The organism is Streptomyces sp. PA03-3a (assembly GCF_033792735.1).
Classification (GTDB): domain Bacteria; phylum Actinomycetota; class Actinomycetes; order Streptomycetales; family Streptomycetaceae; genus Actinacidiphila.
The window spans coordinates 23,369-44,583 of the sequence record NZ_JARAVM010000027.1; the positions used below are offsets into that span (position 1 = coordinate 23,369).

Below are 21,215 nucleotides of genomic sequence, written 5' to 3' on the forward strand. Positions count from 1 at the left end.
GTCATTTCTGGCTGGGCCTCGGACGTGGTCGGTCCGGGAGGGATTCTGTGGTTCGTGCGGTCGGGCTTCACTCTGGGGCGCCTGTCACCACGATTCGGTAATCCGATACGGGGTGGTATCCGATACGCCGGTAGACGCTGTTGCTCGTCGGGTTGGCGAGATCGGTGAAGAGGAGTACGTGTTCGGCCCCGGCGTCCAGAGCTGCCTGCGAGACCGCTGCCGTGACGGCGGAGCCGTAGCCCATGCCGCGGTGTTCGGGCAGGGTGTAGACGGGGGTGAGGCGCGCCATGCCGGCCACCACCGCCGTCATGGCGGCCATGGCCACCGGTTCGCCCTCGACGGTCCACAACCGCCAGCCCGCCCGGGCGATCCGCTCGTCGATGAATGCCCCGAGGTCGGCCCCCAGCGAGCCGGCTTCCGCGACGAAGCGGGTGCACCAGTCGTGGAGAAGAGCCCGGTCACCGTCGGTTGCCGCCCGAGGCGCCCCAGGGGGTGCGACATCAGGGCGCTCCAGTTGCCGGAGGCGGTGGAGGCGGAGGTGCGGTCCGCTCGTCGGGGCGAAACCGGTGGTCGTCTGCCAGGCGCTCGAGAAGGCGCGGACCGACGCGTCGTCGGCCAGGAGCTGTGTGAACGGGTGCGGCTGGGCGGAGAGAAGTGCGGCCAGGTCCGCGGCCGCCTCCGGTGAAAGGCGGCTCGCGGTCAGCAGGTGAGGTGGCATCCACACGAATGCGGCCGACGTCGTGGCTTCGTCCGGCTCGCGCCACCAGCCCAGCACCGTGGGCGGTGTGTCGCCCGCGGAGTGCAGACGCTCGATCGTGTCGAGCCCGGACAGCAGCATGGTGTGCAGATCGGGACGTGCGTCGAGGAACGCCCCGGCCTCGGAGCGAAACACGTCGGGCTTGTCCGTGATGGACCAGGTCACGAGAAGGGATCTCCTCTCACGGGGAAGGGGCGGGGGGCTTGTCGGCGCGAAGGAGTTCAGTGCCCGGGCGCAGGGCGGGAGGGCCTTGTTCACTCCGCGGATGACGTACGTTCCGGCAAACGTCAGCCAGGCGCCCGCGGTCAGCTACGGGGTGGCGGCAGGGTCATTCGAACCTCGTCAGAGCAGGATGTGTGTCGCGCACGACGTGCGGGTCCATCATGACGGCCCTCGTTGTGCGGCGTCCACGTGATAGATGTCACTGATGATCTATGAGGCCCGGTCGTATCGCCTCGCTGTAAGGGGGAAGGCGTCCGACGGTGCGAGGGTTGCGCGTCACGATCGGGTTGTCCGTCCGGCGGCAGGATTGCGGGTCAACCCCCGGACTGACGGCGCAGAAGGCCGACATCGAGCACGTCCTGGCGACCGGAACGCTCGGGCAGTACGTCGACTACGCCCGGGCCGCGGCCGAAGCGGGCGTGCACGAACTGTTCATCGACTTCGGACAGAGCCGCGTCACGCTCGAAGAGCGCACCGACATGGCTGGCCGGTTCATCGACGGAGTGCGCGCGGGATGACGATCCCACGCCCCGGCGTGACGGAAGTCAAGGGCGCTGTCGGAGCGTACGGACTGTCGGGCGGCAGCGCGCCTCGCCGCGGCGACCCGCGCCGGCGGCCACGGAGCGCAGCGCACCATCACGCGTGTGCCGGTGTCCGTGCCCGACGTCAGGACCCCCGCGGGGAGCCGGTCAGGACTCCTGACGCCCGATGCCGAGTGTTCTCAACGCAAGCCCCATGCCGTGGCCCCGCCCGCCACTCCTATCTCATCGAGATCACCGCCGAAGTCCTCGCCCACCACGACGCCGACACCGGCCTCCCCCTCGTCGACGTCATCGCCGACGCCGCCGAGCGGAAGGGCACGGGGCGCTGGACCGCGCAGACCGCCCTCGACCTCGGAATCCCCGTCTCCGGCATCGCCGAGGCCGTCTTCGCCCGCTTCGTGTCCGGATACAGCCGGCTGCGGGCCACCGGCGCCGCCCTGCCGGGCCCGGCCTCCGCCTACCTGGGCGAACGCGACGCGGCCCGCTTCGCCGACCAGGTCGAACAGGCCCTGTACACCTCCAAGGTCATCTCCTACGCCCAGGGCCTCCACCAGATCCAGGCCGCGAGTGACGCCTACGGCTGAAGCATCGGCCTCGCCGCCGTCGGCGCGGTCTGGCGCGCCGGCCGCATCGTCCGGGCCGCCTTCCTGGACCGCGTCCGTGACGCCCACACCGCCGACTCCACCCTGCCGAGTCTGCTCGCCGACCCCGGCTTCGGCCGAGAAGTGGGCACCGCGCAACTGCCCTGGCGCCTGGTCGTGTCCCGCGCCACCCGGGACGGCGTTCCCGTCCCCGCCTTCGCCGCCGCGCTCGCCTACTACGACACCCTGCGTACCCTCCCGCTTGCCGGCCGCCCTCACCCAGGCCCAGCGCGACTACTTCGGCGCGCACACCTACCGCCGCACCGACCGCCCCGGCACCTTCCACACCCGTTAGGACGCCGACCGCACCGAGGAAAGCGTGCTCTGACGCCGCTCGCCGACCACGTTCCACGCCGTGGGGGGCGGTGATGGACGGCGACCGTTCTTTAGATTACTGTCTCCATCTAAAGAGTGACATCGACTGGGAAAGAAGGATGACCATGTCCACAGTGAAGGCCGGTACGGCGCTCATCACCGGTGCGACCGCGGGTCTGGGCGCCGCCTACGCCGAGGAGTTGGCGGCGCGGGGGCGCGACCTGCTGCTCGTCGCCCGTGACCGGGCACGGCTCGAGTCCGCCGCGGCGAACCTCGCGGAGCGTTTCGGCGTCGAGGTCTCGGTGCTGAGCGCCGACCTGGCCACGCCGGAGGGCATGCGGAGCGTCGAGGACCGCCTGCTGGCCGACTCCTCGATCGACATGCTGGTGAACAACGCGGGCAGCGCCCTGTTCGGCCCCCTGTCCGCGGCGGACCCGGACCGGCTGGAGTGGCTCATCACGTTCAACCTGACCTCCACCACCAGGCTCGCGGCCGCCGCCGCGAATGCGTTCTCCGGCCGGGGCTCGGGCACGATCGTCAACATCTCGTCCGCCCTGGCCCTCAACATCCTTCCTGTGGGCGCCGTGTACAGCGGGAGCAAGGCGTACGTGATCGCGTTCACCCAGGCCCTGGCCCAGGAGTTCGCCGGTTCCGGCGTCCGGGTGCAGGTCGTGGTGCCCGGAGCGCTGGAGACGGCGATCTGGGACGGCTCGGGCATCGAACTGGACCAGCTGCCCAAGGAGGCCGTCATGGCCCCCCTCGACGCCGCGCGGGCCGCGCTCGCCGGCCTCGACGCCGGCGAGCTGGTCACGATTCCCTCGCTGCCGGACTACGCCGACTGGGAGGCGTACGAGAACGCCCGCCAGGAACTCGTCCCGGGCCTGTCCCTCACGCACCCCGCCGGACGCTACGCCCGCTGACCGCGGGGACGGGCACGCTCACCGCCGCGGGCCGGGGCATCCGCCCCCGGCCCGCGGTCCCTGTTCCTGCGCACCTCAGGTCGGTGGCCCTCCGCGCTGGTCGCGACGCCGAACAGGCGGCGGGGGCTCGATCAACGAGGGGGAGGGCAGGTCATTTCACGACCAGTGGCGATGCCGTACCAGCGGACTGTGGCGGCGGCGACAAGGGGGGCGCCCATGAACACGCCCCACGGTGCGGTCCGTCAGTCGGTCGTCGCCTGCCGACTGTCGGCGGCCGTCGCCACCGCTTCATGTGCGGCCCGAAGGATCTGCTCCGACAGCGGCGTGCCCGCGGTGGCACGGGCAAGGAGCATGGCGCCGACGATGGTGGCGTAGGCCGCCAGGCCGGCGTCGCCGGGCGCGATCCACTGCGCGACCTCCCCGATGCCCTTGGCGTAGGTCTCCCTGTGCTCCGGTTCACGCGCGACGTCGCCCGCGAAGCCGGCGGCGGGGCAGCCGTGGCCGGGGTCGTCGCGGTGCTCGACGGAGAGGTAGGAGTCGAGCAGCGACCGCCAGGCCGCCTGATGCTCCCCGGCTTCTTGGTCCAGGGCCTTGAGTTCCTGGAGGTTGTCGGCGAAAGCCTTCGCGGCTGCTTCGTCGACGAGCGCGGCTTTGGACGCGAACTGTTTGTAGAAGCCGCCCTGGGTGAGTCCGATCGTCTTCATCACGTCCGCGATGCCGACCTTGGCCACACCGTTCTCGCGGAACAGCTGAGATGCCGCGGCCACCACTCGCTCTCGGTTGGCTTTTGCTTCTGCTTGCGAGACGCGACTCATCCTTCACCCTCCGTAGCGCCGACGGCCGGTGTATCGACACCCGACATCTAAGATTATGCCTGACGTCTAACACTCGCCGCCGTCGGTCGCCGGCCTCGGTGACCGCCCCCGCTCCGACAGGCCGTGCGGCGACGATCCGGCACCCGCGGCCGAGTGGGCCGGCTCGTACGTTCGGCGGCCGTCGCCCCCCAACCTGCGCGCCGCCCCGATTCCCCGCCTCCCCGCTACACGTCGCATGAAGCCCCCCGCCCACGGCCGGGACGCGCTCCGGCGGCGGCAGCTCGCCCAGGCCGGCTTCGATCTCCATCGTGGTCAGGAGACCACTGAGGGAGCCGTCGTCCGGTGTGTCCGCCTCGCCCCCCGCCGACGTCCGCGGGGCCCTGTACGCCTCGCGCCGATGGTCGGCCACCGTGCGCCGGGCGATGGTGAACAACCAGGGAGCGAATCGTTCCGGCTCTCGCAGCCGCGGCAGCCCGCGTGCCACGGCGACCCACACATCCTGGGCGAGATCGTCGGCCACGTGCGGTGAGCCGACCATGGCCCGCACATACCGCGCGTCGTGCCACACGCCCGCCAGCTCCCCGAAAGCCTCCCGCTCCCCGAGCTGGCAGCGCACCACCAGCAACCCGGAGCGACTGACCTCGCTCACCGCACCTCCCAGTCCCCGCGCCCCACATCACCGGAACAGTCGGTACTCGCGTCGGAAAGGTTCACGGCCACGGGCCATTGGGGTCGGGCCGGGCCGGCTCCCGGCCTCATCTTGACGCGGTGAAGGAGTCCGCGTCCCGGTGCCTCCCCGGCACAGGGCCGTCGGCGGGGGACGGGGCGCCGAGCACCGGCGCGGCAGCTCGGCGCCGGGAGAGCCGTCCGTACCGACCACGGCCGGTCCGTGGCCGGGCACGTGTCCTTCCCCACACATTCCGAGGCCGAGTCACGAACCACGGACCCCGGCTGGTCGTACGTACGAGGCGTGGCCGGATCGAGGGCCGCGACCCGCCCCACGAGCGTGCCGGGGGAACGCGTACCGGACGACAAGGAAGCAGGCCGGGCAACGACACTCAGTCGGCGGGCCGGGGGACCGGCAAGACAGGAAACAGCTCATGATGGTGAATGAGACCCCACCCGGTGAACTGCCGGAGGCGGTGTTCGATCCGGCGCGTTTGGAGGCGGTGGCCGCCTCCGGCCTGCTGGACACCGGGCCGGAGGGTGTGTTCGACGACGTCGCGCAGCTCGCCCTGGCGATCACGGGCGCGCGGATGGCCTTCTTCACCGTCGCAGACGGGCGGCGGTCGTTCTGGAAGAGCGCGGTCGGTGTGGACCCCGAGGCTGTGCGTGAGAACGGCATCCGCGACAGTCCCTGCCACCTCCTGATCGGTACCGGCAAGGAGCTCCTCGCGCCGGACGTGAGGGCCGACCCGCGCGTCAAGGACCTCCCCGCCGTCGACGCGCTGGGGATCGGGGCCTGGGCGGGCTACCCCGTGGTGTCGCCGGGCGGCCACGTCATCGGCGGATTCTGCGTGATCGACGAGGACGCCCGGCCCTTCACCCCGCAGCAGTCCGAGGCACTGCGCATCCTCGCGCGCTCGGTGTCCTCCGAGATCGCGCTGCGGCAAGCGCTGCGCGAGGCCCGGGCCGCGGGCGACGCCTCGGCGGCGTTGGCCCGGACCTTGCAGGAGAGCCTGCTGCCGCCCTGCCTGCCGCAGGCACCAGGACTCGACGTGGCCGCGATCCATCGGCCGGCCGACGCCACCGGCGCCATCGGAGCCGAGGTGGTCGGTGACTTCTACGACCTGTTCCAGACCCGCGGCAGGAAATGGTCCGCGGTCATGGGGGACGTGTGCGGCAAGGGCCTCGACGCGGTGAAGGTCACCACCCTCGCCCGCTACACCGTCCGTGCCGAGGCCAACGGGTACGACAACCCGGCCACCGTCCTGCACCGGCTGCACGGCGCACTGGTCGAGCAACACGTCAGCGACCGCTTCCTGACCGCTGCCATGGCCGTCTTCGAGCCCGGCCCCGGAGGGATCACCGGCCTCTACGCCAGCGCGGGCCACCCTCCGGCATTGATCCGCCGCGTGGACGGCACCGTCGAGGAACTCGACGCTACCGGCATCCTGCTGAGCCCCGAGATCCCGGCCGTTCGTGACGACTTCGACGAAACCGCCTTCCGCCTGTTCCCCGGTGACGCGCTCCTGCTGTACAGCGACGGTCTCACCGAGGCCCGCGACCGGCACCGGGGCCCGCTCTTCGGCGCCGACCGCCTCGGCCGCGCACTGGCCGCCACCCGCGGCGCCGATGCCGCGGACACCCTCGACCGGCTCTGGCAGGCGGCGTCCGCCCACTCCGGCGGGCACGCCGTCGACGACACCGCCATGATGCTCGTGCGCGTCGTGCCCACCTGAGGCGACCCGCTCATCCACGCGGCCGGGGAGTCACCAGCTGATGCGTGCCGCCACCGGCAGATGGTCGCTGCCGGTGGCCGGCAGGACCCACGAGCTCTTCGGCTGCACACCCCTGACCAGGATCTGATCGATCCGCGCCATCGGGAAGGACGCCGGCCAACTGAAGCCGAAGCCGTCCCCGGCCGCTTCCTGGGCCGACCGCAACCGCGAGGTGAGGCCGCGGAAGACGCGGTCGTCGACGGTGCCGTTCATGTCGCCGAGCACCACCACCCGCTCGTTCCGCTCGGCGACGACGGCCTTGGCCAGGGCGACCGCGCCGGCATCGCGCGAGTCCGTCCAGAAGCCCCCTCTGGGCATCAGCCGCACCGACCCCAGATGCGCCACGTAGACGGCCAGCGGCCCCCGCTCCGTGGCCACCGTGGCGCGCAGCGCCCGGGGCGGGTCCACGGGGAGGTCCTCGGCCTTACGGGTCTTCGCCAGCGGCCCGACGTTGCCGCGCAGGACGTCGACGGACCGGGAGTGCGACAGCGGCAGCTTGCTCCACAGCCCGACCGTGCCCTGCACCGTGTGGAAGGGGTACGCCTTCGCCAGCGCCTGCTCGTACACGACCGTGGTCTGCGGGGTCATCTCCTCGAGCGCGAGCAGGTCCGCCCCGGAAGCGGCCAGCTCGCGGGCGGTACCGACCGGGTCGGGGTTCTCGGCGTTGACGTTGTGGCTGACCACGGTGAGGTCGCCGCCCGGCTGGGACTTGTCGAGAAGCATCCCGCCGAAGAGGTTCAGCCAGGCCACGACCGGCAGCAGCAGGGCGACCACCGCCGCGGCGGAGCGGCGCCACAGGGCCACGGCGAGGAGCATCGCGATGATCAGGCCGAACCAGGGCAGGAACGTCTCCACCAGGCTGCCGAGACCGCCCCTGTCCGTGATCTCCGCGTGCAGCAGCATGAGCAGGCCGAGCAGCAGTGCCAGCGCCGTGAGCACCGGACCACGTCTCCACGGTTCCGGCCCGCGCAGGCCGCGGAGCGCCCGGCGGATACGCGCCCGACGGCCACCCGAGCCGGTCCCCCCGCGGGCGGCGCCGCCTTGCCCGTCCCGGCCCGTGTCCACGATCTCGGCGCGCCCCTGGACGTCGTCCTGCTTCCGCGTGTCCGGAACTTCTCGTACTGCGTCAGTCACCTGTCAGTTGTCCTTCGGGGAGAGCGCCGGCGGTGCGGGCAGCCGGACCTCGATACGGAGTCCGCCCTCAGGGCGCGGGGTGATGGTGAGGGAACCGTCGTGCACCTCGGTGATCCTCCGGACGATGGCCAGCCCGAGTCCGACACCCGCATGGTCGGTGCGAATGCGTTCGGTGCCGCGCCGGAAGGGCTCGGTGAGCGTCGAGACCAACTGCGGGGAGAGTTTCTCGCCGCGGTTCTCGACCGTGAGCACCACGGTCTCGGGGCCGGCGGCGGTCTCCAGCCACACCGCCCCCCGGTCGGGCAGGTTGTGAACGATCGCGTTGTGGACGAGGTTCGTCGTCAACTGCAGCAGGAGCGCCTGTGAGCCGAAGGCCGGAGCGATCTCACCGGAGGTCTCGATGGTGACACCGCGCTGCTCGGCGAGCGGGAGCAGGGTCTCGACGGCCTCCTCCGCGAGCAGGGAGAGGTCGACGGGCTCCCGGGTGAAGGACCTCTGGTCGGCGCGGCTGAGCATGAGCAGCGCTTCGGTGAGGTCGATCGCGCGGGTGTTCACGGCGTGCAGGCGGCCGATGATCTCGCCGAGGTCCTGCGCCGGATCGCTGCGGGCCACATCGAGAAGCGCCTGCGAGATCGCCAGCGGGGTGCGCAGTTCGTGCGAGGCGTTGGCGGCGAACCTCCGCTGCTCGGCCACGTGCGCCTCCAGACGGGCGAGCATCGTGTCGAAGGCGTCGGCGAGTTCACGGAACTCGTCGTTGCGGCCGGGCAGCCAGATCCGGTGGGAGAGGGATCCTTTCGCGGCAGTGCTGGTGGCGTCCGTGATGCGCGTGAGAGGGGCGAGCATGCGGCCGGCGAGAATCCACCCGCCCACGAGCCCGAACGCCAGCAGGAACGCCAGTACCGCGGCCGCCCTCGGAACGAAGACGTCCAGGAGCACGGACCGGACGGGAAAGACACCGTTGTTGAGCCTGTCATCGGGGTTGATGAGCATCGCGCGATCGGGGACGTAGCGCAGGAGGAACACCCACACCGCGGCGAGCAGCAGGAGGCCGGCGAACATGAGGAAACCGGCGTAGCTGAGGGTGAGCTTGAAACGGACGCTGAGCCCGGGCTGCCTGTTCACGCTCTCCTCCCTCGTGGCCGGCCGCCGGCCGCGTCTCGCCACGGCACCCGCTGACCGGGCCGTTCGCGCACAGCCGGGACCACGATGCGTACGGCAGGGGCGAACGGGTCCGCGGCTTCTCCTTCGAGAGCGACGAACCGCTTCCCGGCCGCCGGGACGTGGTGGCCGTCGCGGAGGAGGCCACGGCGGAACGGAGCGAGCCGCGGGCCCTTGCCCACGGTCGCCCGTGCGGGCTCGTCCTCGATGATCGACACGTGCATGTTCCGAGGGTATGAGTCGCCACATATCGTCCGCGTATCGAAAACCACGGAGGTGCGGGCGCCCGCGCCCGGATCCGGGGCGCGAGGGCGTGTTGCTTGGCTGCGGCAGTCGCGGAGCCGGCCGTGGTGCCGGTGTGACCCCTTACCCGGCTCGTTGGTGAGGTGCGAGGTTGTGGCGGGTCCGGGAGCGCGGGGGAGAGGGGGCGGTTGTGCCGGAGTTGCGTGGTGGGTACCGGGTGCATTTCTGGCTGGCGCTGGCGCTGGCGCTGGCGTGCTGCGGGTGCGGGCTGCCGGCCACGGCTTCGACCTGGTTGCCCGGTGGCTGTCTTGTCCCGGAAGCCATCGTGTTCGGCTTGTTCGGGCTGGTGTTTCCGATCTTCGCCGCCGCTCTGGTCCGTGCCGGCTTCACCGGTGCCGCGGCGGTCGTACTCGGACGAGCCGGTGGGGGACGGATGGGTCAGTACCTGCGCCTGCTGCCGAGCCGGCTGAAGGTCTTCTACGGCCTGGTCGTGTGCGTGTTCGCCCTGGCACTGGTCACCGGCTTCGACGACGCCCGGGACGCGAAGGCGGACGCCCACGGCTACTACTGCACAGAGTGGAACGACAGGCTGCTGCGCAGTGAGCGCATACCGCTGACGGAGACCGAGTACGACATGGCGGTCAAGGACCAGCTCCGTATCCTCAGTGCCCAGCCCGCTCCCTTCAACGCGGTCAGCAGCCTCCTTGTCCTCGCCTCGGCCACAGCCGCCCGTGCCACGGGTGCGCATCGCGATGAGACAGGTCATGACACCGACCCGCGCGATACCGCCTGAGCCGGTTCTCCCGCTTCGCTCGGGCGCCGGCGAGGGCGGCCGTCACCCCACTGGAAATGATCGTCGATAGGCACCCGGCCGCCGGCATCAGTGTTGCCCACGCACCTGGCTCATGGTTTTGGAAGAATGGGTGAGTGCCGCAGCCCGAAAGGCAGACGGACCAGCGGCTGGAGCGAGCCATTCTGGAACTGCTGGACCGTCGTGCCCCGACCTCTACGATATGCCCTTCCGACGCCGCCCGGGCGGTCTACGAAGGGGATGACGACGGCTGGCGCGCGCTGATGGAACCGGCCCGGCGCGCGGCCGGGCGGCTGGCCACGGCGCGCGAGGTGGAGATCACTCAGTCGGGCCGCCCCGTCGACCCGGCCACGGCGCGCGGCCCCATCCGTATCCGGCGCCTGCGCTGACCTCGCGGGCGCTCCTCGTGGGGCACACCCCCAGGCAGGACGACCACCACGTGCCGGGGCACCCTCACTCCCTCACGGCACGCGCGGCATCGGAGGCCGCACCGGTGACCGTCCAGATCGCCATACCCCACAGGGAGAGCGCGGCAATCAGACCCACCACGAAGCGAACGGTCCCGTCCGGGCCGTTCGCGAGCCATACGGCCAGGCCCGATATCCCGGCCGCGATCAGCAGAGCCGCCGGCACCCGCAGCCGGGGCTGCTCGAACACCACTGCGAGCGGGAGGAAGTGGAGCCCGACGACGATCGCCACCAGCGGGGGAACGAGCACCGGCATCCCGGCGCGAGCGCACGCCACGGCGATGGCGACGATCAGGAGCCACTGGAAGCCGTTGATCCGGTTGAACCGCCGACGTCGGCCGGCGGGAAACGCACCCCCTGCCGACGGCGGGAGCAAACGGCGCGCGGCAAGCATCAGCCCCAGCGCGACGGTACAGCCGGCCACGACCTCGATCAGCCGAGTCGCCCCGTCGAATGCGCTCGTGGCCAGCAGCCACCAGCCGAGCCCGAACAGTGCGAGGAACCCCACCCCTGACTTGAACATGATCGACACCCTAGGCGGAAGACAGCCGGCTGGCTGCGAGGATTCCCGAACCGGTGTGCGTCGCCCAGCGGTGGGGACCCATCCACTGCCGACGAGAATCCATCCGGACATGAAGACAGCGAACTCCTGCTGACGTACCTGGAAGGTGAGTGCCAGGCACATGAACTTCCGTGCCACACTCGCCCGGCGCCCCCGGGATGAGCGTGGATGCCGATGGGAGCCTCAGCCGCGTACTGCCTCGCGACCTGCGGTTGATGAGCCTCGCCTCTTCCGCGCATACGTAAATTCCATGAAGTCGTACGCTGATTCGCAGACTCGTAGCCGGGCGTGATGTTCACCCGGGGGCAGACTGATGAGCACGTGAAGACGCCCTGGTAATCGTGCCGTAATCGCATGTGGAGGGTGCTGATCTGCCCGGCCTGCGTACCCGCTTCAGGCACGTCTCGGCACGGCCTCCTGGGTGACCGACCTGCGCTTTCGGCAAGACACCTTGCAACGCCCTTGTATCCGGTTCAGGGCGATTCCGTGGGTCCCGTCCACAAAGCTTCGGGACTTCGTGGCGTTGATGAAATCGTGCAGGGCTCCGTCGCGGATACTCTCTGCGTCTACTGGTGCGGGAAAGACTTGCGCTACGAGGCGGAGCCCCCCCCGCCCCACACGTGCGAACCGTCTCGAGAACCTCCCGGAGCATTCAAGAAAGCGGACCGCGCTCATCCATTGCTTATGCACGAAGGCCGTATGCCGTGCCCTGAAGGTGTCCGGTCGGCTCGGCAGCATGTCTCTATGCTCTCGATCGCAAGATCAGCAAGCAACGGGAGACTCCTCTTCATGTCCATACCCCGGATACCCGCCCGCGCCAGGCGAGGGCGGGTGCGAGCCCACTTGGCCGGGCTGGCGATGGCCGCACTCGCAGTGGCCCTGCCCGCCACCGCCGTGGCGGCCGCACCGTCTGCGACCGCCGCGACCGCCGCGACCGCCGCGACCCCGGTCGCACCGACGGCCGCCGCGGCTGACTGGCCGTACGCGGGCGGCGACCTCGGCGACACGCACAACGCGGCCGCCGAGCGCACCATCGGCACCGGCAACGTGGCCGACCTGAAGACCAAGTGGACCTTCACCACAGGAGACAGCGTCTCGGCGACGCCGACCGTGGTGGGCGGCTACGTGTACGCGCCGGACTGGGCAGGCAACCTCTACAAGGTGCAGGCGACGACCGGTCAGAAGATCTGGAGCCACCAGATCAGCGACTACACCGGGATCGCGGGCGACATCTCGCGGCTCAGCCCGGCGTACTGGAACGGCACGATAGTCACGGGATCGGGCGAACAGCGCAGCAACAGCACGGAGGGCGCGTACCTCTTCGGGATCGACGCCCTGAGCGGCAGCCGGCTCTGGAAGACCCAGATCGACGCGGATCCAGCCGCCGTCGTGACGTCGTCGCCCGTCATCGCCGACGGTGTCGTCTATGTCGGCGTGTCGTCCAAGGCCGAGAAGTACGCGCCGCCGTACACGTTCCGCGGCAGCGTCGTCGCCCTGGACGCCGTCACGGGCAAGAAGCTGTGGAAGACCTACGTGGTCCCCGAGGGCTACACCGGCGGCGCCGTTTGGGGCAGCAACCCGGTGGTCGACGCGAAGACCGGACTGGTGTACGTCGGCACGGGCAACAACTACACCGTACCGCCCGGTGTCTGCACCTCCCCCGACGAGACCGGCTGCGATCCCGGGGCCGACGACAACTACCAGGACTCCATCGTCGCCTTCGACCTGCACACCGGCGAGATCGCCTGGGCCACCAAGACCCTGACCGCCGACACCTGGACCGTCGGCCAGCGGTTCGGTGACGACTTCGACTTCGGCTCCGCGCCCAACCTCTTCACCACCACGGTCAACGGCAAGTCCACCGACCTGCTCGGCATTGGCCAGAAGAGCGGCGTCTACTGGACGCTCGACCCGCTCACGGGGAAGATCGTCTGGGCCACGGCGGTCGGTCCCGGAGGCAACCTCGGCGGCCTCCAGTGGGGCTCGGCCGTGGACGGCAAGCGCATCTACGTCGCCAACACCAACACCAACCACCTGCCCATCACCCTCACGTCAGCGACCGGGCAGAAGTCCACCACCACAGGCGGGTTCTGGGCCGCCCTCGACCCGGCCACCGGAAACATCCTGTGGGAGACGGCGACGCCCGACTCGGCGTCCCCCATGTCCTTCGTGTCCAGCGCGAACGGCGTCGTCTACGGCGGGTCCACGAATCCGACCGGCAACAACATGTACGCCCTGGACGCCGCGACCGGCGCCGTCAAGTGGGGCTTCCCCAGCGGGGGCGCGGTCCTCGGCGGTGCGTCGATCGTGGACGGCTCGGTCTACTGGGGCTCCGGCTACCACACGCAGAACATGGGCCCGTTCTTCCCGACCAAGGGCGACAACAACAAGCTCTACGCGTTCTCCCTGCCGCAGACCCTCCCGCAGACGGTCTACGTCTCGCCCACCGCCGTCGCCTCCGCGGCGGACACCAGTTGCAGCACTCCCGCCTACAGCTCGATCAACGCGGCTGTCAAGGCAGTGGCCGGCGGCGGTCGCGTCGTCGTCTGCAACGGCACGTTCCACGAGAACGTCGCGGTCACCAAGCCGCTGGCCCTCGAAGCCCGTTCGAACGTCACCATCGACGCCACCGGCCTGATCAACGGCATCGAGATCAGCGCGCCCGACGTCACGGTGACCGGGTTCACGGTGAAGAACGCCGTCGGCGAGGGGATCCTCGTCAACAGTGTGAAGAACGCGACCATCGCGAACGTCATCGTCTCGGGCAACAACACCGGTACGGGCGCGGACGCCGTCGCCAACTCCTACTTCCCGTGCCGGCGGACGTCGGGCAGGCCCGGTGACTGCGGCGGAGGCATCCACCTGCTCGGCAGCTCCAACGCGACGGTGCTGGCCAGCACCGTCAGCGGCAACGGCTCCGGCATCGTCATCAGCGACGAGACCGGTCCCGCGTCGGGCAGCACCTTCAGCGGGAACTCCGTTCACGGCAACGCCTCGGGATCCGGCTTCACCCTGGTCTCCCGCAACGGCGCGGCGGCTCCCGGCGGCGTGCGCGCCCCCAGTGCCGGAGGCGTCTTCGGCAACACCATCACCGGCAACAACGTCTTCGACAACGGGCTCGATGCGGGCGGAGGTGGCGTCACCCTCGCCTCGGCCGTGGCCGGCGGCGCGGTCTACGGCAACACCGTGCAGAGCAACGTGATGACCGGCAACGGTTGGGCGGCTGTGGCCGTGCACGGCAGTGCGTCCGGTCTGGACCTGGGCAACAACATCGTCAACGACAACCAGATCGGTACCAACAACGCCGTCGGGGACACCGACACGGGCACCACCGACGATCTGCAGACCACGGGCATCCTGTTGAGCACCGTGGACCCGATGTCCATTCAGATCACCGGAAACACGATCTCGAACAACGTCCTCGGCATCTGGACACACGGCCCCGTCACGGCGCCCAACGCTGCCAGTGCCAACCACTTCAGCAACGTCACCACCCCGGTGTCGGCTCACTAGCCCAGCCCAGCCCAGCCCAGCCCAGCCCAGCCCACTGACTCGGCATGGGATGGAACGCACACCACGCCGCGTCCTGCCGAAAACTGCTTCGGCAGGACGCGGCGGCGAGCCACTGAGAGTCGCAGGATTCGCCCGGCGGCGCCTGGCGCCGGACGCCAGGCGCTCCTGGTTCTGGCTCATCTGCGCTGCGGTGACACCTACGCGGCTTGCTGCCGGGTTCGGCATCGGGATCGCCACCGCCTACCGCTACATCACCGAAGCCGTCGACCTCATGGCCGACCTCGCCCCGACACTCGCCGAGGCGGTCCGGACGGCTTCGATGAAGGCGTTCGTCCTGCTCGATGGCACGCTGCTGCCCATCGACCGGATCGCCGCCGACCGGCCCTTCTACTCCGGCAAGCTTCAGTGCGCGAGCGAACTCGGTGTTTCGCCGAACTGCCGCTTGAAGGCCCGGCTGAAGTGACTCACATCGGCGAAGTGCCATCGAGCGGCCAGGGCGGACACGGTGTATCTCCCGTCAAGGGCGATGAGTTCTTCGCGGGCCCGTTCCAGACGGCGCCGCCGTACATAGGCCATCAGGGATTCATCGACTTCTGCAAACGCTCGGTGCAGTGTGCGGACGGAAACCGACAGCGTTTTTGCTACCTCGGCAGGAGACAACTGGGGGTCCAGGAGGCGGGCTTCCACGCAGTTGCGGGCAGCTGTGCGAAGCGAAGGGCGGAAGGTGGAATCGGCGGAGACCCCACGGGCCATCAGTACCCCGGCAAGCAATTGCAGCACAGATCGCTGAGCGGCGCGGACGCCTGCCGGACTCAAATCATTCCGCGTTTCGCGGATCAGATGAAGTTGTCCGAGTAGCAGTCGCGCTTCGGGTGCGTTCTGGGAGATGAGCGTGAGCGTCGGCAACCGATCGAGTCCTGTGTCGGCCAGTGTTTCGGAGGGCAGCAGCAGAACCCGCGCGCGTGTGCCGGGCCGGTACGAGAACTCCCTCGGCACCTGTGCGTCCCGGACGCACAGCGTGCCCGGTGTGACCTGAACGGTACGACCTGCCTCGGTGAGACTCAGCCCGCCGCTTTGCATGATGTGAACCACTGTACGTCGCTCCGTGGCTCGCTTCATGCCTATGATGCCTTCCACCGCGTCGCCGTATTGTTCGCTTACCGCGATGTCCCCGATCGTGGAGGAATCCAACCAGCACCGGTAATGGCCTGTCGTGTACTGTCTGGGAATTCGCAGCGAGTGTGCATGCCATGGGCGAGCGTCGTTCAGATTCTGCCACCGCTGCCGCAGCAACTCGTCGCGTTTCGCGTGGGCCAGTGCAACCTGGATGTGCACTCGAGGTGCACTGGAGTTGGACGCCGAGTCGACGGCCGAGATGTCTGGCATGGTCACGTGCAAAGTGTATAGGGGTGCCTGTCCGTGATTGCGTGTCGGGAAACGGATGCTCGTCCAGCGCGGCTCCGTTCCTGAGATCAGGTCCGGCAGCTCATTGCGTGCTTTGCTGCTCTGCCGGTCCGGTCGTGGACAGGCGAGATCGCAGCCGCCCTCGAACGACTCGCGCTCCTGTCCGACTCGGGCGCAGGTCTGCGCGGGTCGACGGGACGTCGGCCGAGATCAACCTGTCGGCATGGAGCCTCACGTTGCTGAGGGGCGGGCCGCCGTCGGCCCGGCTGGTTTGTCGCATGCCGGTCGGGGCCGTGCCAGGGCCGGCGTGTTCGCCCGCCGGCATCGGCAGATGTGGCATCCGCTCGAGGCCGGGATGGAAGGCCCTGTTGGGGCCGGTCATGTCTTCGCCGATGAGGTGGCGATAGAGCCATTCGGCGAAGCTGATGGGCCGCGGTCGTATGCCGAGTCCGCGGGGAGGCTGTTCCATGCGGCAGGGTCCGCGAGGCGGTTCTGGGCGGGGCTGAGCGTCGCCATGCCTGCGGGGAGGTAGTCGGTAGTCGGTCCTGCGGTCCTCCTTCGGCTGAGACTTCCGGTCTCTCCGTCGACTACGTCCTACCGCTCGAGCGGCGCGGACCAGGACGGCGTCGTCGCAGGCTCTGGACGCTCTCCGGCCCGTGCTCCCGGAGCGGCGGGGCAGCCGTCGACGGGGCCGTTGGTGTAGCGGATCTGTCGAAGACGGCGGCGGAGGAGGGCCCGGTTGAGGCCGGTGAAGGCGGTGCTAGATCACCGGCGGCCCCGCTTCGACGCGGCGCAGCACCGGAAGAAGCCGGTCCAGGTCTGGATCGCTCTGGCCCTGTCGCTCGTCCCACCAGGTGACGCCTGCGTCGTACAGCGGCCCGATCACGTCCCGGGCCTTTGCCGCGTCCGGGGACGTGGCACCGCCGAGCACGATCTCGAAGGGGCGTTCGACCTCGGTGGTGCGTTGTCTGCGTACGTAGCCGACCAGTTCCTGTACCTCCGCCACATCCGGCACATGTCCATGCCGGGCCGTCTCGAACAGCGGTACCGCACCGTCCCACCGCGCTGCCCGCCGCATGGGTGCCCGGCGCGGCCAGAAACCGCCGATCCACACCGGCGGGCCGGGCTGTTGCACCGTGGCGGGCAGCAGCGTCACGTCCCGGACCTCGTAGTGCCGGCCTTGGTGGTTCACCGGCTCCCCGGTCCAGAAGCGCCTCAGCACCTCCAGCCCCTCGTCGAGACGTTCGGCGAGAAGGCGCGGCTCGGCGGTGTCGCCGAAGCTGCCGTATTCGTCCTCGACCGGACCGCCCAGGCCCGCGGCGAAGATCACGCGGCCGCCACTGAGGTGATCCAGGGTGGCCACCTGGCGGGCCAGCTGCTGGGGACGGTAACGGGGAACCGGCGTCAGCAGAGCGCCCAGTCGGATCCGGGAGGTCGCCAGCGCGGCGGCGGTCAGCAGCATCCAGGGGTCGCCGAAGGGACGCCCCTGATGCCTGCGGTGCAGTACGTGGTCCCAGACGAAGAGCCCGTCCCAGCCGGCCTGTTCGGCGGCAACGGCCACGGTCGCGACGTTGCGTGGGTCGGCGAAATCGCCGAAGTTGGGGATGTTGATCGAGAAGCGCATCCAAGCAGGATGCCCAGTCGGCCGCTGACGGGGCAATCGCATTCGGAGGCGGGCGGCTTCTGCCGCATTCCACCGGCGTGGAGTCCACGGTGGTGGCCAGGTTCCGGTTGCCGCCTCGCATCGGACCGGCGGCCTTGCGCAGCCCTCTGTTGCAGCCGGGCTGCTGGGGCAGGTGGGTACGGGCATGGCGAAGCCGTTCGGCCTCGGAGGTGTGGCCGACAATGGCCTGCATCACGGCGAGGGCGACCCGTTCGGCATCGCCCAGGCGGGGCGTGCCGTAGGCCGGCCAGGTCGGGATGCTCCTTCAGCAGGTCATCGGCCGTCGCATAGTGTGCTGTGGAGAGGGTTTCCACGTCGTTCGTCACAAAACGATCTTGGACACCCTTGTTCTCGTCTCCGCAGGCACCCCTTGGGCCACGCCACCAGGAGGAACCGTTGTCATACCCGCACCTGCTCACCCCCGAGGAGAAGCTCGCCGACGCCAAGAAGCTGTTGAGCCTCCCGCGTATCGTCGTGATCTGCGGCTCCACCCGCTTCATGACCGAGATGAACGAGGCCGAGCTCCGGGAGACCACGGCCGGGAAGATCGTCGTCAAACCGGGCTGTGACTTGAAGTCGCCGCACGAACTGTGGTCCGATCCTGTCGAGGCCGAGGCGCTGAAGGTTCGACTCGACGATCTGCACCGGGCGAAGATCCGGCTCGCTGATGAGGTGCTCGTGGTCGGCGACTACATCGGAGACAGCACCCGAGCCGAGATCGCCTACGCCCGGTCGCTGGGCAAACCTGTGCGGTTCACGCACCCCGAAGTCGACCCTGACGCCTGACCGCCCGCCGCCACCTCGACCACCGGGGCCCGGCAGCCCACCGCCTGCACGTCTCGCGGTGGCTTCGGCCGCCGCTCACCCCGCACCCTGGCCACAGGCATCGCTTGGAATTGATCAACTAGTGGGGCTTGGCCTGGCCGAAGCCGTAGCGGCGCTCGCGGACGGCCGCCACAACCCTGGCGACCCGGGCGTCGAAGGCATCGAGTTCCCGCGTCTCGGCGGCGTTGGCGACGAACGCACGTCGGTCACAGGGGACGCCTGCCCGCCAGATCCGTTCGATGGCCCGGGTCGTGGTGACGTCGGTCAGTGGGTCGCCGGACACGAGTACGAGGTCCGCGCGCTGACCAGGTGCGACGTGCCCGCGGTCGGCGAGGTCGAACACGCGTGCCGGAGCGGCGGTCGCGGCGTTCAGTGCCTGAGCGGGCGTCATGCCGCAGCGGCCGAGCAGTTCCAGTTCCCGGTGCAGACTCGCTCCGAACACGGTTCCCGGGTTCGGGGCATCGGTGCCGGCCAGGATCGTGACGCCCGCGTCCACCAGGCGGCCGACGTTCTCCTCGGCACGCGAATAGGGCGGCGTCTTCCGCCCATGCTGCGCTGGTGCGCCGGAGGTCAGCCTCCGCAGCTGTGCGTCATCGAGCATTCCGGCGAGTCGCGGGTCCGCGGCCACGGCGGCGCCGCCCGGTTCGCCCAGGACGTTCTCGGCGGTTGCCAGCGTCGGGCCGACCGCGATTCCGGCCTCGGCGATCCGCTCGGCCAGGGTCCTGTCCAGTTCGCCGTCCACGGGCACATGCGCGATGACGTCGACGCCCGCGGACACGACCTCACGCAACCCGGCCAGGGAGTTGGCGTGCGCGACGACCACAAGTCCGCGACGATGCGCTGCCTCGGTCAACGCGGTGATCGTGGCCGGGTTCAGAGACGGCGTCGCCCATGGACCCGCTGGGCCCGAGGGGCCGAAGACCTTCACGAAGTCGGAGCCTTCGGCCACCCGGTCCGCGACGAACCGCTCGGCCTGCTCCGGGCCGGTCAGGGTCGGGAACGGGGTGTACATCGCCGAGGGATGCCCGCCCGGCGCGGTGGCACCGATTCCCGCCGAACGCACGTCGGCCACGTCCGAGCGAGTGCCGGCCTGTCGCTTGGCCGCGGCCATGACGTCGGCCTGGCTGAACATGTCCAGTGCGGTGGTCACACCGAAGGTGAGCCCCTGCGCGAGAGCTCCGGGCACCAGGTGGATGTGCGAGTCGATCAGCCCCGGCAGGATGGTGCCGCCATGCGCGTCGATCACCTCGTCGCCGTGGTGGGCGGTCGGCCCGGTGGCGCAGTCGGTGATGGTGCCGTCGGCGAACCGGACTGACGTCCAGTCCCGCAGCCGGATGCCGTCAAAGACCCTCGCGTTGACGATCGCCGTAGCCTTGGGCACGAGGCCCCTCCCGAACGGGTGCGCTTGATGGGCAGGCGCGGGACGCCGGAGCGTCACACGCTGTCAGGCTAACGGGCTGCCCAGTGGGAAGGGAGCCGCCCCTCCTCCACGGCATGACCGGCCTCGCGGTGTGCGGGATCGGCGACATTGTGGAACCCGCTGTGGGCCGCCCTGGCCGGTGACCCGTCCAGCCTCCGCGGCCGTGAACGCAGCATCGTCTGGTGGCACTTCGCCGGGCTTCCCAGCCGGGTCACCCATGAGCCGGACCAGCTGGCGGACTTCGAGGCGGCCGTCGTCTCCGACCTGCGCTCCTCGACCGTCCGCTCTATCCCGGTGACCCGCGGCTGCGTCGACTGGTCACGGACCTGCGGGAGGTGAGCGGGTGCTTCGAGGAACTGTGGCAGTCTCGCGTCGTGGGGTTCCACAGCTCCGACCGCAAGACGGTCCACCACCCGCATCTCGGCCCGGTGACGGTCACCTGGGCCACGCTGACCGTGCCCGGGCGCGACCTGGGCATCGCCGTCTACTCGGCGCCGCCTGGATCCCGCACGGCGCAGCAGTTCGAAATGCTCGCTGCCATCGGCAGCAGGACATGTGCACACCGGAAACCGGTTGAACGCCGTTGCCTGGCGGTGGGCGAAGTGACCAGTCTGATGGTGGGGGACTGGTGGCACATCGAAGCTCCGGGTTCGCAGGGCGACTGGGGAAGGTCACCCTGGACATCTGGAGCTTCGTCGCGTGCGACACGGCCCGTCCCTCCCACCGTGGCGGTGGGGGAGTGGTGAGCAGCCGAGCTCAGGCCGTGGACGGCCGGCCCTCGACCGGAGCGGATCGCTTGCCCACGTTCCGCCAGGCGATGGCGCCCAGAACGGGGAGCAGGAGCATGGCGAGCAGCCAGCCGATCTTGGGCAGCACTCGAATTCGTGCCGCTGGAGTCCTGATGCAGTCGACCAGGGCATAGACCCACAACGCCGCGACCAGTGCGTACATCGCGTAGACCAGCACTGACGTCATCGAGTCACCTCATGTGGAAGGGCGCCTGCCCGCTTGCGTGCGGCGCGGCCCGGCCCCACTGCCGGGTGATCCTAACGCGTATCTCAAGGATCTCAGGACACCCTCCGACGACCTACGGCCACGACGGCGAGCACGGCACGCAGACGTCCTCGGAGGTGGCCCTGCGCCATACGGCGCGCCGCCGTGGACGCGGACACCGCGGTCGTCCTCGCCTGTGGCGTTCGTCCGTCCCCCGTTCTGGCCGGCCCGATACCGCGACGGCGTGGGGCGTGATCATGTCGCGGGGTGGTGGGCCCGGTGTCGATGAGCGCCTCCTGCGGCCGAGCGATCGGCAGAAGGAGGCACGAGGCCCTTGGTCACCTGACCGGCCGCGAGGCCCGTGCCCCC

General features: G+C 70.0%; 19 protein-coding genes and 4 pseudogenes. 11 read left to right on the forward strand and 12 right to left on the reverse strand.

Annotation, left to right across the window (positions count from 1 at the left end):
- Positions 1-67: 67 nt before the first annotated feature.
- The gene (locus PV342_RS28555) at positions 68-922 is read right to left on the reverse strand and encodes a GNAT family N-acetyltransferase (RefSeq protein ID WP_400806216.1); all 855 of its coding nucleotides are present in this window, start codon (positions 920-922) and stop codon (positions 68-70) included.
- A gap of 326 nt (positions 923-1,248) precedes the next feature.
- Between PV342_RS28555 and PV342_RS28560 the strand changes: the two genes are divergently transcribed.
- The 3 genes and pseudogenes from PV342_RS28560 to PV342_RS28570 all read left to right on the forward strand — a co-directional run bounded on the left by PV342_RS28560 (position 1,249) and on the right by PV342_RS28570 (position 3,397).
- The gene (locus PV342_RS28560; protein ID WP_500319170.1) at positions 1,249-1,497 is read left to right on the forward strand and encodes a hypothetical protein; all 249 of its coding nucleotides are present in this window, start codon (positions 1,249-1,251) and stop codon (positions 1,495-1,497) included.
- Between the two features lie 239 nt (positions 1,498-1,736).
- Positions 1,737-2,457, forward strand: a pseudogene (locus tag PV342_RS28565) (NADP(+)-dependent, decarboxylating phosphogluconate dehydrogenase); the annotation flags it as partial.
- 145 nt (positions 2,458-2,602) lie between these two features.
- Positions 2,603-3,397: an SDR family NAD(P)-dependent oxidoreductase gene (locus tag PV342_RS28570; protein WP_500319172.1), complete on the forward strand. Its 795-nt coding sequence runs from the start codon at positions 2,603-2,605 to the stop codon at positions 3,395-3,397.
- Positions 3,398-3,639: 242 nt separating this feature from the next.
- On the opposite strand, the gene PV342_RS28575 is transcribed toward PV342_RS28570, so the two are convergent.
- A complete protein-coding gene (locus tag PV342_RS28575) occupies positions 3,640-4,212 on the reverse strand; it encodes a TetR/AcrR family transcriptional regulator (RefSeq protein WP_386992658.1) in 573 nt (190 codons plus the stop codon).
- Between the two features lie 394 nt (positions 4,213-4,606).
- A pseudogene (locus PV342_RS28580) lies at positions 4,607-4,861 on the reverse strand (RNA polymerase sigma factor); the annotation flags it as partial.
- A 451-nt stretch (positions 4,862-5,312) separates the two neighbouring features.
- Here PV342_RS28580 and PV342_RS28585 point away from each other — a divergent pair.
- On the forward strand, positions 5,313-6,614 hold the full coding sequence (locus PV342_RS28585; RefSeq protein ID WP_400806206.1) for a PP2C family protein-serine/threonine phosphatase: 1,302 nt from the start codon (positions 5,313-5,315) through the stop codon (positions 6,612-6,614).
- A 30-nt stretch (positions 6,615-6,644) separates the two neighbouring features.
- Here the strand turns inward: PV342_RS28585 and PV342_RS28590 are convergent, their stop codons facing one another.
- The 3 genes from PV342_RS28590 to PV342_RS28600 all read right to left on the reverse strand — a co-directional run bounded on the left by PV342_RS28590 (position 6,645) and on the right by PV342_RS28600 (position 9,169).
- Complete coding sequence (locus PV342_RS28590; protein WP_500319252.1) at positions 6,645-7,556, reverse strand: endonuclease/exonuclease/phosphatase family protein; 912 nt, start codon at positions 7,554-7,556, stop codon at positions 6,645-6,647.
- Positions 7,557-7,790: 234 nt separating this feature from the next.
- Positions 7,791-8,909: a sensor histidine kinase gene (locus PV342_RS28595; RefSeq protein ID WP_500319175.1), complete on the reverse strand. Its 1,119-nt coding sequence runs from the start codon at positions 8,907-8,909 to the stop codon at positions 7,791-7,793.
- Complete coding sequence (locus PV342_RS28600; protein ID WP_400806203.1) at positions 8,906-9,169, reverse strand: hypothetical protein; 264 nt, start codon at positions 9,167-9,169, stop codon at positions 8,906-8,908. Before PV342_RS28600 ends, PV342_RS28595 begins: the two co-directional genes overlap by 4 nt.
- 236 nt (positions 9,170-9,405) lie before the next feature.
- Between PV342_RS28600 and PV342_RS28605 the strand changes: the two genes are divergently transcribed.
- Both PV342_RS28605 and PV342_RS28610 read left to right on the forward strand, forming a co-directional pair.
- Entirely contained in the window at positions 9,406-9,981 is a 576-nt protein-coding gene (locus tag PV342_RS28605) for a hypothetical protein (RefSeq protein WP_500319177.1), read from the forward strand.
- 134 nt (positions 9,982-10,115) lie between these two features.
- Positions 10,116-10,388, forward strand: coding sequence for a DUF3253 domain-containing protein (locus PV342_RS28610; RefSeq protein WP_400806196.1), 273 nt, complete (start codon positions 10,116-10,118; stop codon positions 10,386-10,388).
- Positions 10,389-10,452: 64 nt separating this feature from the next.
- Here the strand turns inward: PV342_RS28610 and PV342_RS28615 are convergent, their stop codons facing one another.
- Positions 10,453-10,989: a hypothetical protein gene (locus PV342_RS28615; protein WP_500319254.1), complete on the reverse strand. Its 537-nt coding sequence runs from the start codon at positions 10,987-10,989 to the stop codon at positions 10,453-10,455.
- An 828-nt stretch (positions 10,990-11,817) separates the two neighbouring features.
- On the opposite strand from PV342_RS28615, the gene PV342_RS28620 reads away from it, so the two are divergent.
- Both PV342_RS28620 and PV342_RS28625 read left to right on the forward strand, forming a co-directional pair.
- Complete coding sequence (locus tag PV342_RS28620) at positions 11,818-14,541, forward strand: outer membrane protein assembly factor BamB family protein (protein ID WP_500319178.1); 2,724 nt, start codon at positions 11,818-11,820, stop codon at positions 14,539-14,541.
- Positions 14,542-14,634: 93 nt separating this feature from the next.
- Positions 14,635-14,941, forward strand: a pseudogene (locus tag PV342_RS28625) (helix-turn-helix domain-containing protein); the annotation flags it as partial.
- Between the two features lie 2 nt (positions 14,942-14,943).
- Here PV342_RS28625 and PV342_RS28630 read toward each other — a convergent pair.
- The 3 genes and pseudogenes from PV342_RS28630 to PV342_RS28640 all read right to left on the reverse strand — a co-directional run.
- Positions 14,944-15,927, reverse strand: coding sequence for a helix-turn-helix domain-containing protein (locus tag PV342_RS28630; RefSeq protein ID WP_500319256.1), 984 nt, complete (start codon positions 15,925-15,927; stop codon positions 14,944-14,946).
- Between the two features lie 778 nt (positions 15,928-16,705).
- Entirely contained in the window at positions 16,706-17,569 is an 864-nt protein-coding gene (locus PV342_RS28635; protein WP_500319180.1) for an LLM class flavin-dependent oxidoreductase, read from the reverse strand.
- Between the two features lie 52 nt (positions 17,570-17,621).
- Positions 17,622-17,934, reverse strand: a pseudogene (locus tag PV342_RS28640) (IS982 family transposase); the annotation flags it as partial.
- Positions 17,935-18,004: 70 nt separating this feature from the next.
- On the opposite strand from PV342_RS28640, the gene PV342_RS28645 reads away from it, so the two are divergent.
- The gene (locus PV342_RS28645) at positions 18,005-18,394 is read left to right on the forward strand and encodes a hypothetical protein (protein ID WP_400806190.1); all 390 of its coding nucleotides are present in this window, start codon (positions 18,005-18,007) and stop codon (positions 18,392-18,394) included.
- A 118-nt stretch (positions 18,395-18,512) separates the two neighbouring features.
- Here PV342_RS28645 and PV342_RS28650 read toward each other — a convergent pair whose 3' ends face one another.
- On the reverse strand, positions 18,513-19,814 hold the full coding sequence (locus PV342_RS28650; RefSeq protein ID WP_500319182.1) for an amidohydrolase family protein: 1,302 nt from the start codon (positions 19,812-19,814) through the stop codon (positions 18,513-18,515).
- A 147-nt stretch (positions 19,815-19,961) separates the two neighbouring features.
- On the opposite strand from PV342_RS28650, the gene PV342_RS28655 reads away from it, so the two are divergent.
- Positions 19,962-20,192 (forward strand): MmyB family transcriptional regulator, encoded by a 231-nt coding sequence (locus PV342_RS28655; RefSeq protein ID WP_500319184.1) that lies wholly within the window; start codon positions 19,962-19,964, stop codon positions 20,190-20,192.
- Entirely contained in the window at positions 20,189-20,599 is a 411-nt protein-coding gene (locus tag PV342_RS28660) for an MmyB family transcriptional regulator (protein ID WP_500319186.1), read from the forward strand. The genes PV342_RS28655 and PV342_RS28660 overlap by 4 nt, the downstream gene beginning before the upstream one ends.
- Positions 20,600-20,609: 10 nt before the next feature.
- On the opposite strand, the gene PV342_RS28665 is transcribed toward PV342_RS28660, so the two are convergent.
- Positions 20,610-20,828 carry a PLDc N-terminal domain-containing protein gene (locus tag PV342_RS28665; RefSeq protein WP_500319188.1) on the reverse strand — a complete coding sequence of 73 codons (219 nt, stop codon included), beginning with the start codon at positions 20,826-20,828 and terminating at the stop codon, positions 20,610-20,612.
- Positions 20,829-21,215 lie beyond the last annotated feature (387 nt).

What these genes read in the sequence shown, in the direction of transcription:
- PV342_RS28665 (WP_500319188.1), bottom strand. Translation starts at nt 20,828, where the DNA reads ATGACGTCAGTGCTGGTCTACGCGATGTACGCACTGGTCGCGGCGTTG.
- PV342_RS28585 (WP_400806206.1), top strand. Translation starts at nt 5,313, where the DNA reads ATGATGGTGAATGAGACCCCACCCGGTGAACTGCCGGAGGCGGTGTTC.
- PV342_RS28615 (WP_500319254.1), bottom strand. Translation starts at nt 10,989, where the DNA reads ATGTTCAAGTCAGGGGTGGGGTTCCTCGCACTGTTCGGGCTCGGCTGG.
- PV342_RS28590 (WP_500319252.1), bottom strand. Translation starts at nt 7,556, where the DNA reads ATGCTGCTGCACGCGGAGATCACGGACAGGGGCGGTCTCGGCAGCCTG.
- PV342_RS28635 (WP_500319180.1), bottom strand. Translation starts at nt 17,569, where the DNA reads ATGCGCTTCTCGATCAACATCCCCAACTTCGGCGATTTCGCCGACCCA.
- PV342_RS28575 (WP_386992658.1), bottom strand. Translation starts at nt 4,212, where the DNA reads ATGAGTCGCGTCTCGCAAGCAGAAGCAAAAGCCAACCGAGAGCGAGTG.
- PV342_RS28600 (WP_400806203.1), bottom strand. Translation starts at nt 9,169, where the DNA reads ATGCACGTGTCGATCATCGAGGACGAGCCCGCACGGGCGACCGTGGGC.
- PV342_RS28630 (WP_500319256.1), bottom strand. Translation starts at nt 15,927, where the DNA reads ATGCCAGACATCTCGGCCGTCGACTCGGCGTCCAACTCCAGTGCACCT.
- PV342_RS28570 (WP_500319172.1), top strand. Translation starts at nt 2,603, where the DNA reads ATGTCCACAGTGAAGGCCGGTACGGCGCTCATCACCGGTGCGACCGCG.
- PV342_RS28620 (WP_500319178.1), top strand. Translation starts at nt 11,818, where the DNA reads ATGTCCATACCCCGGATACCCGCCCGCGCCAGGCGAGGGCGGGTGCGA.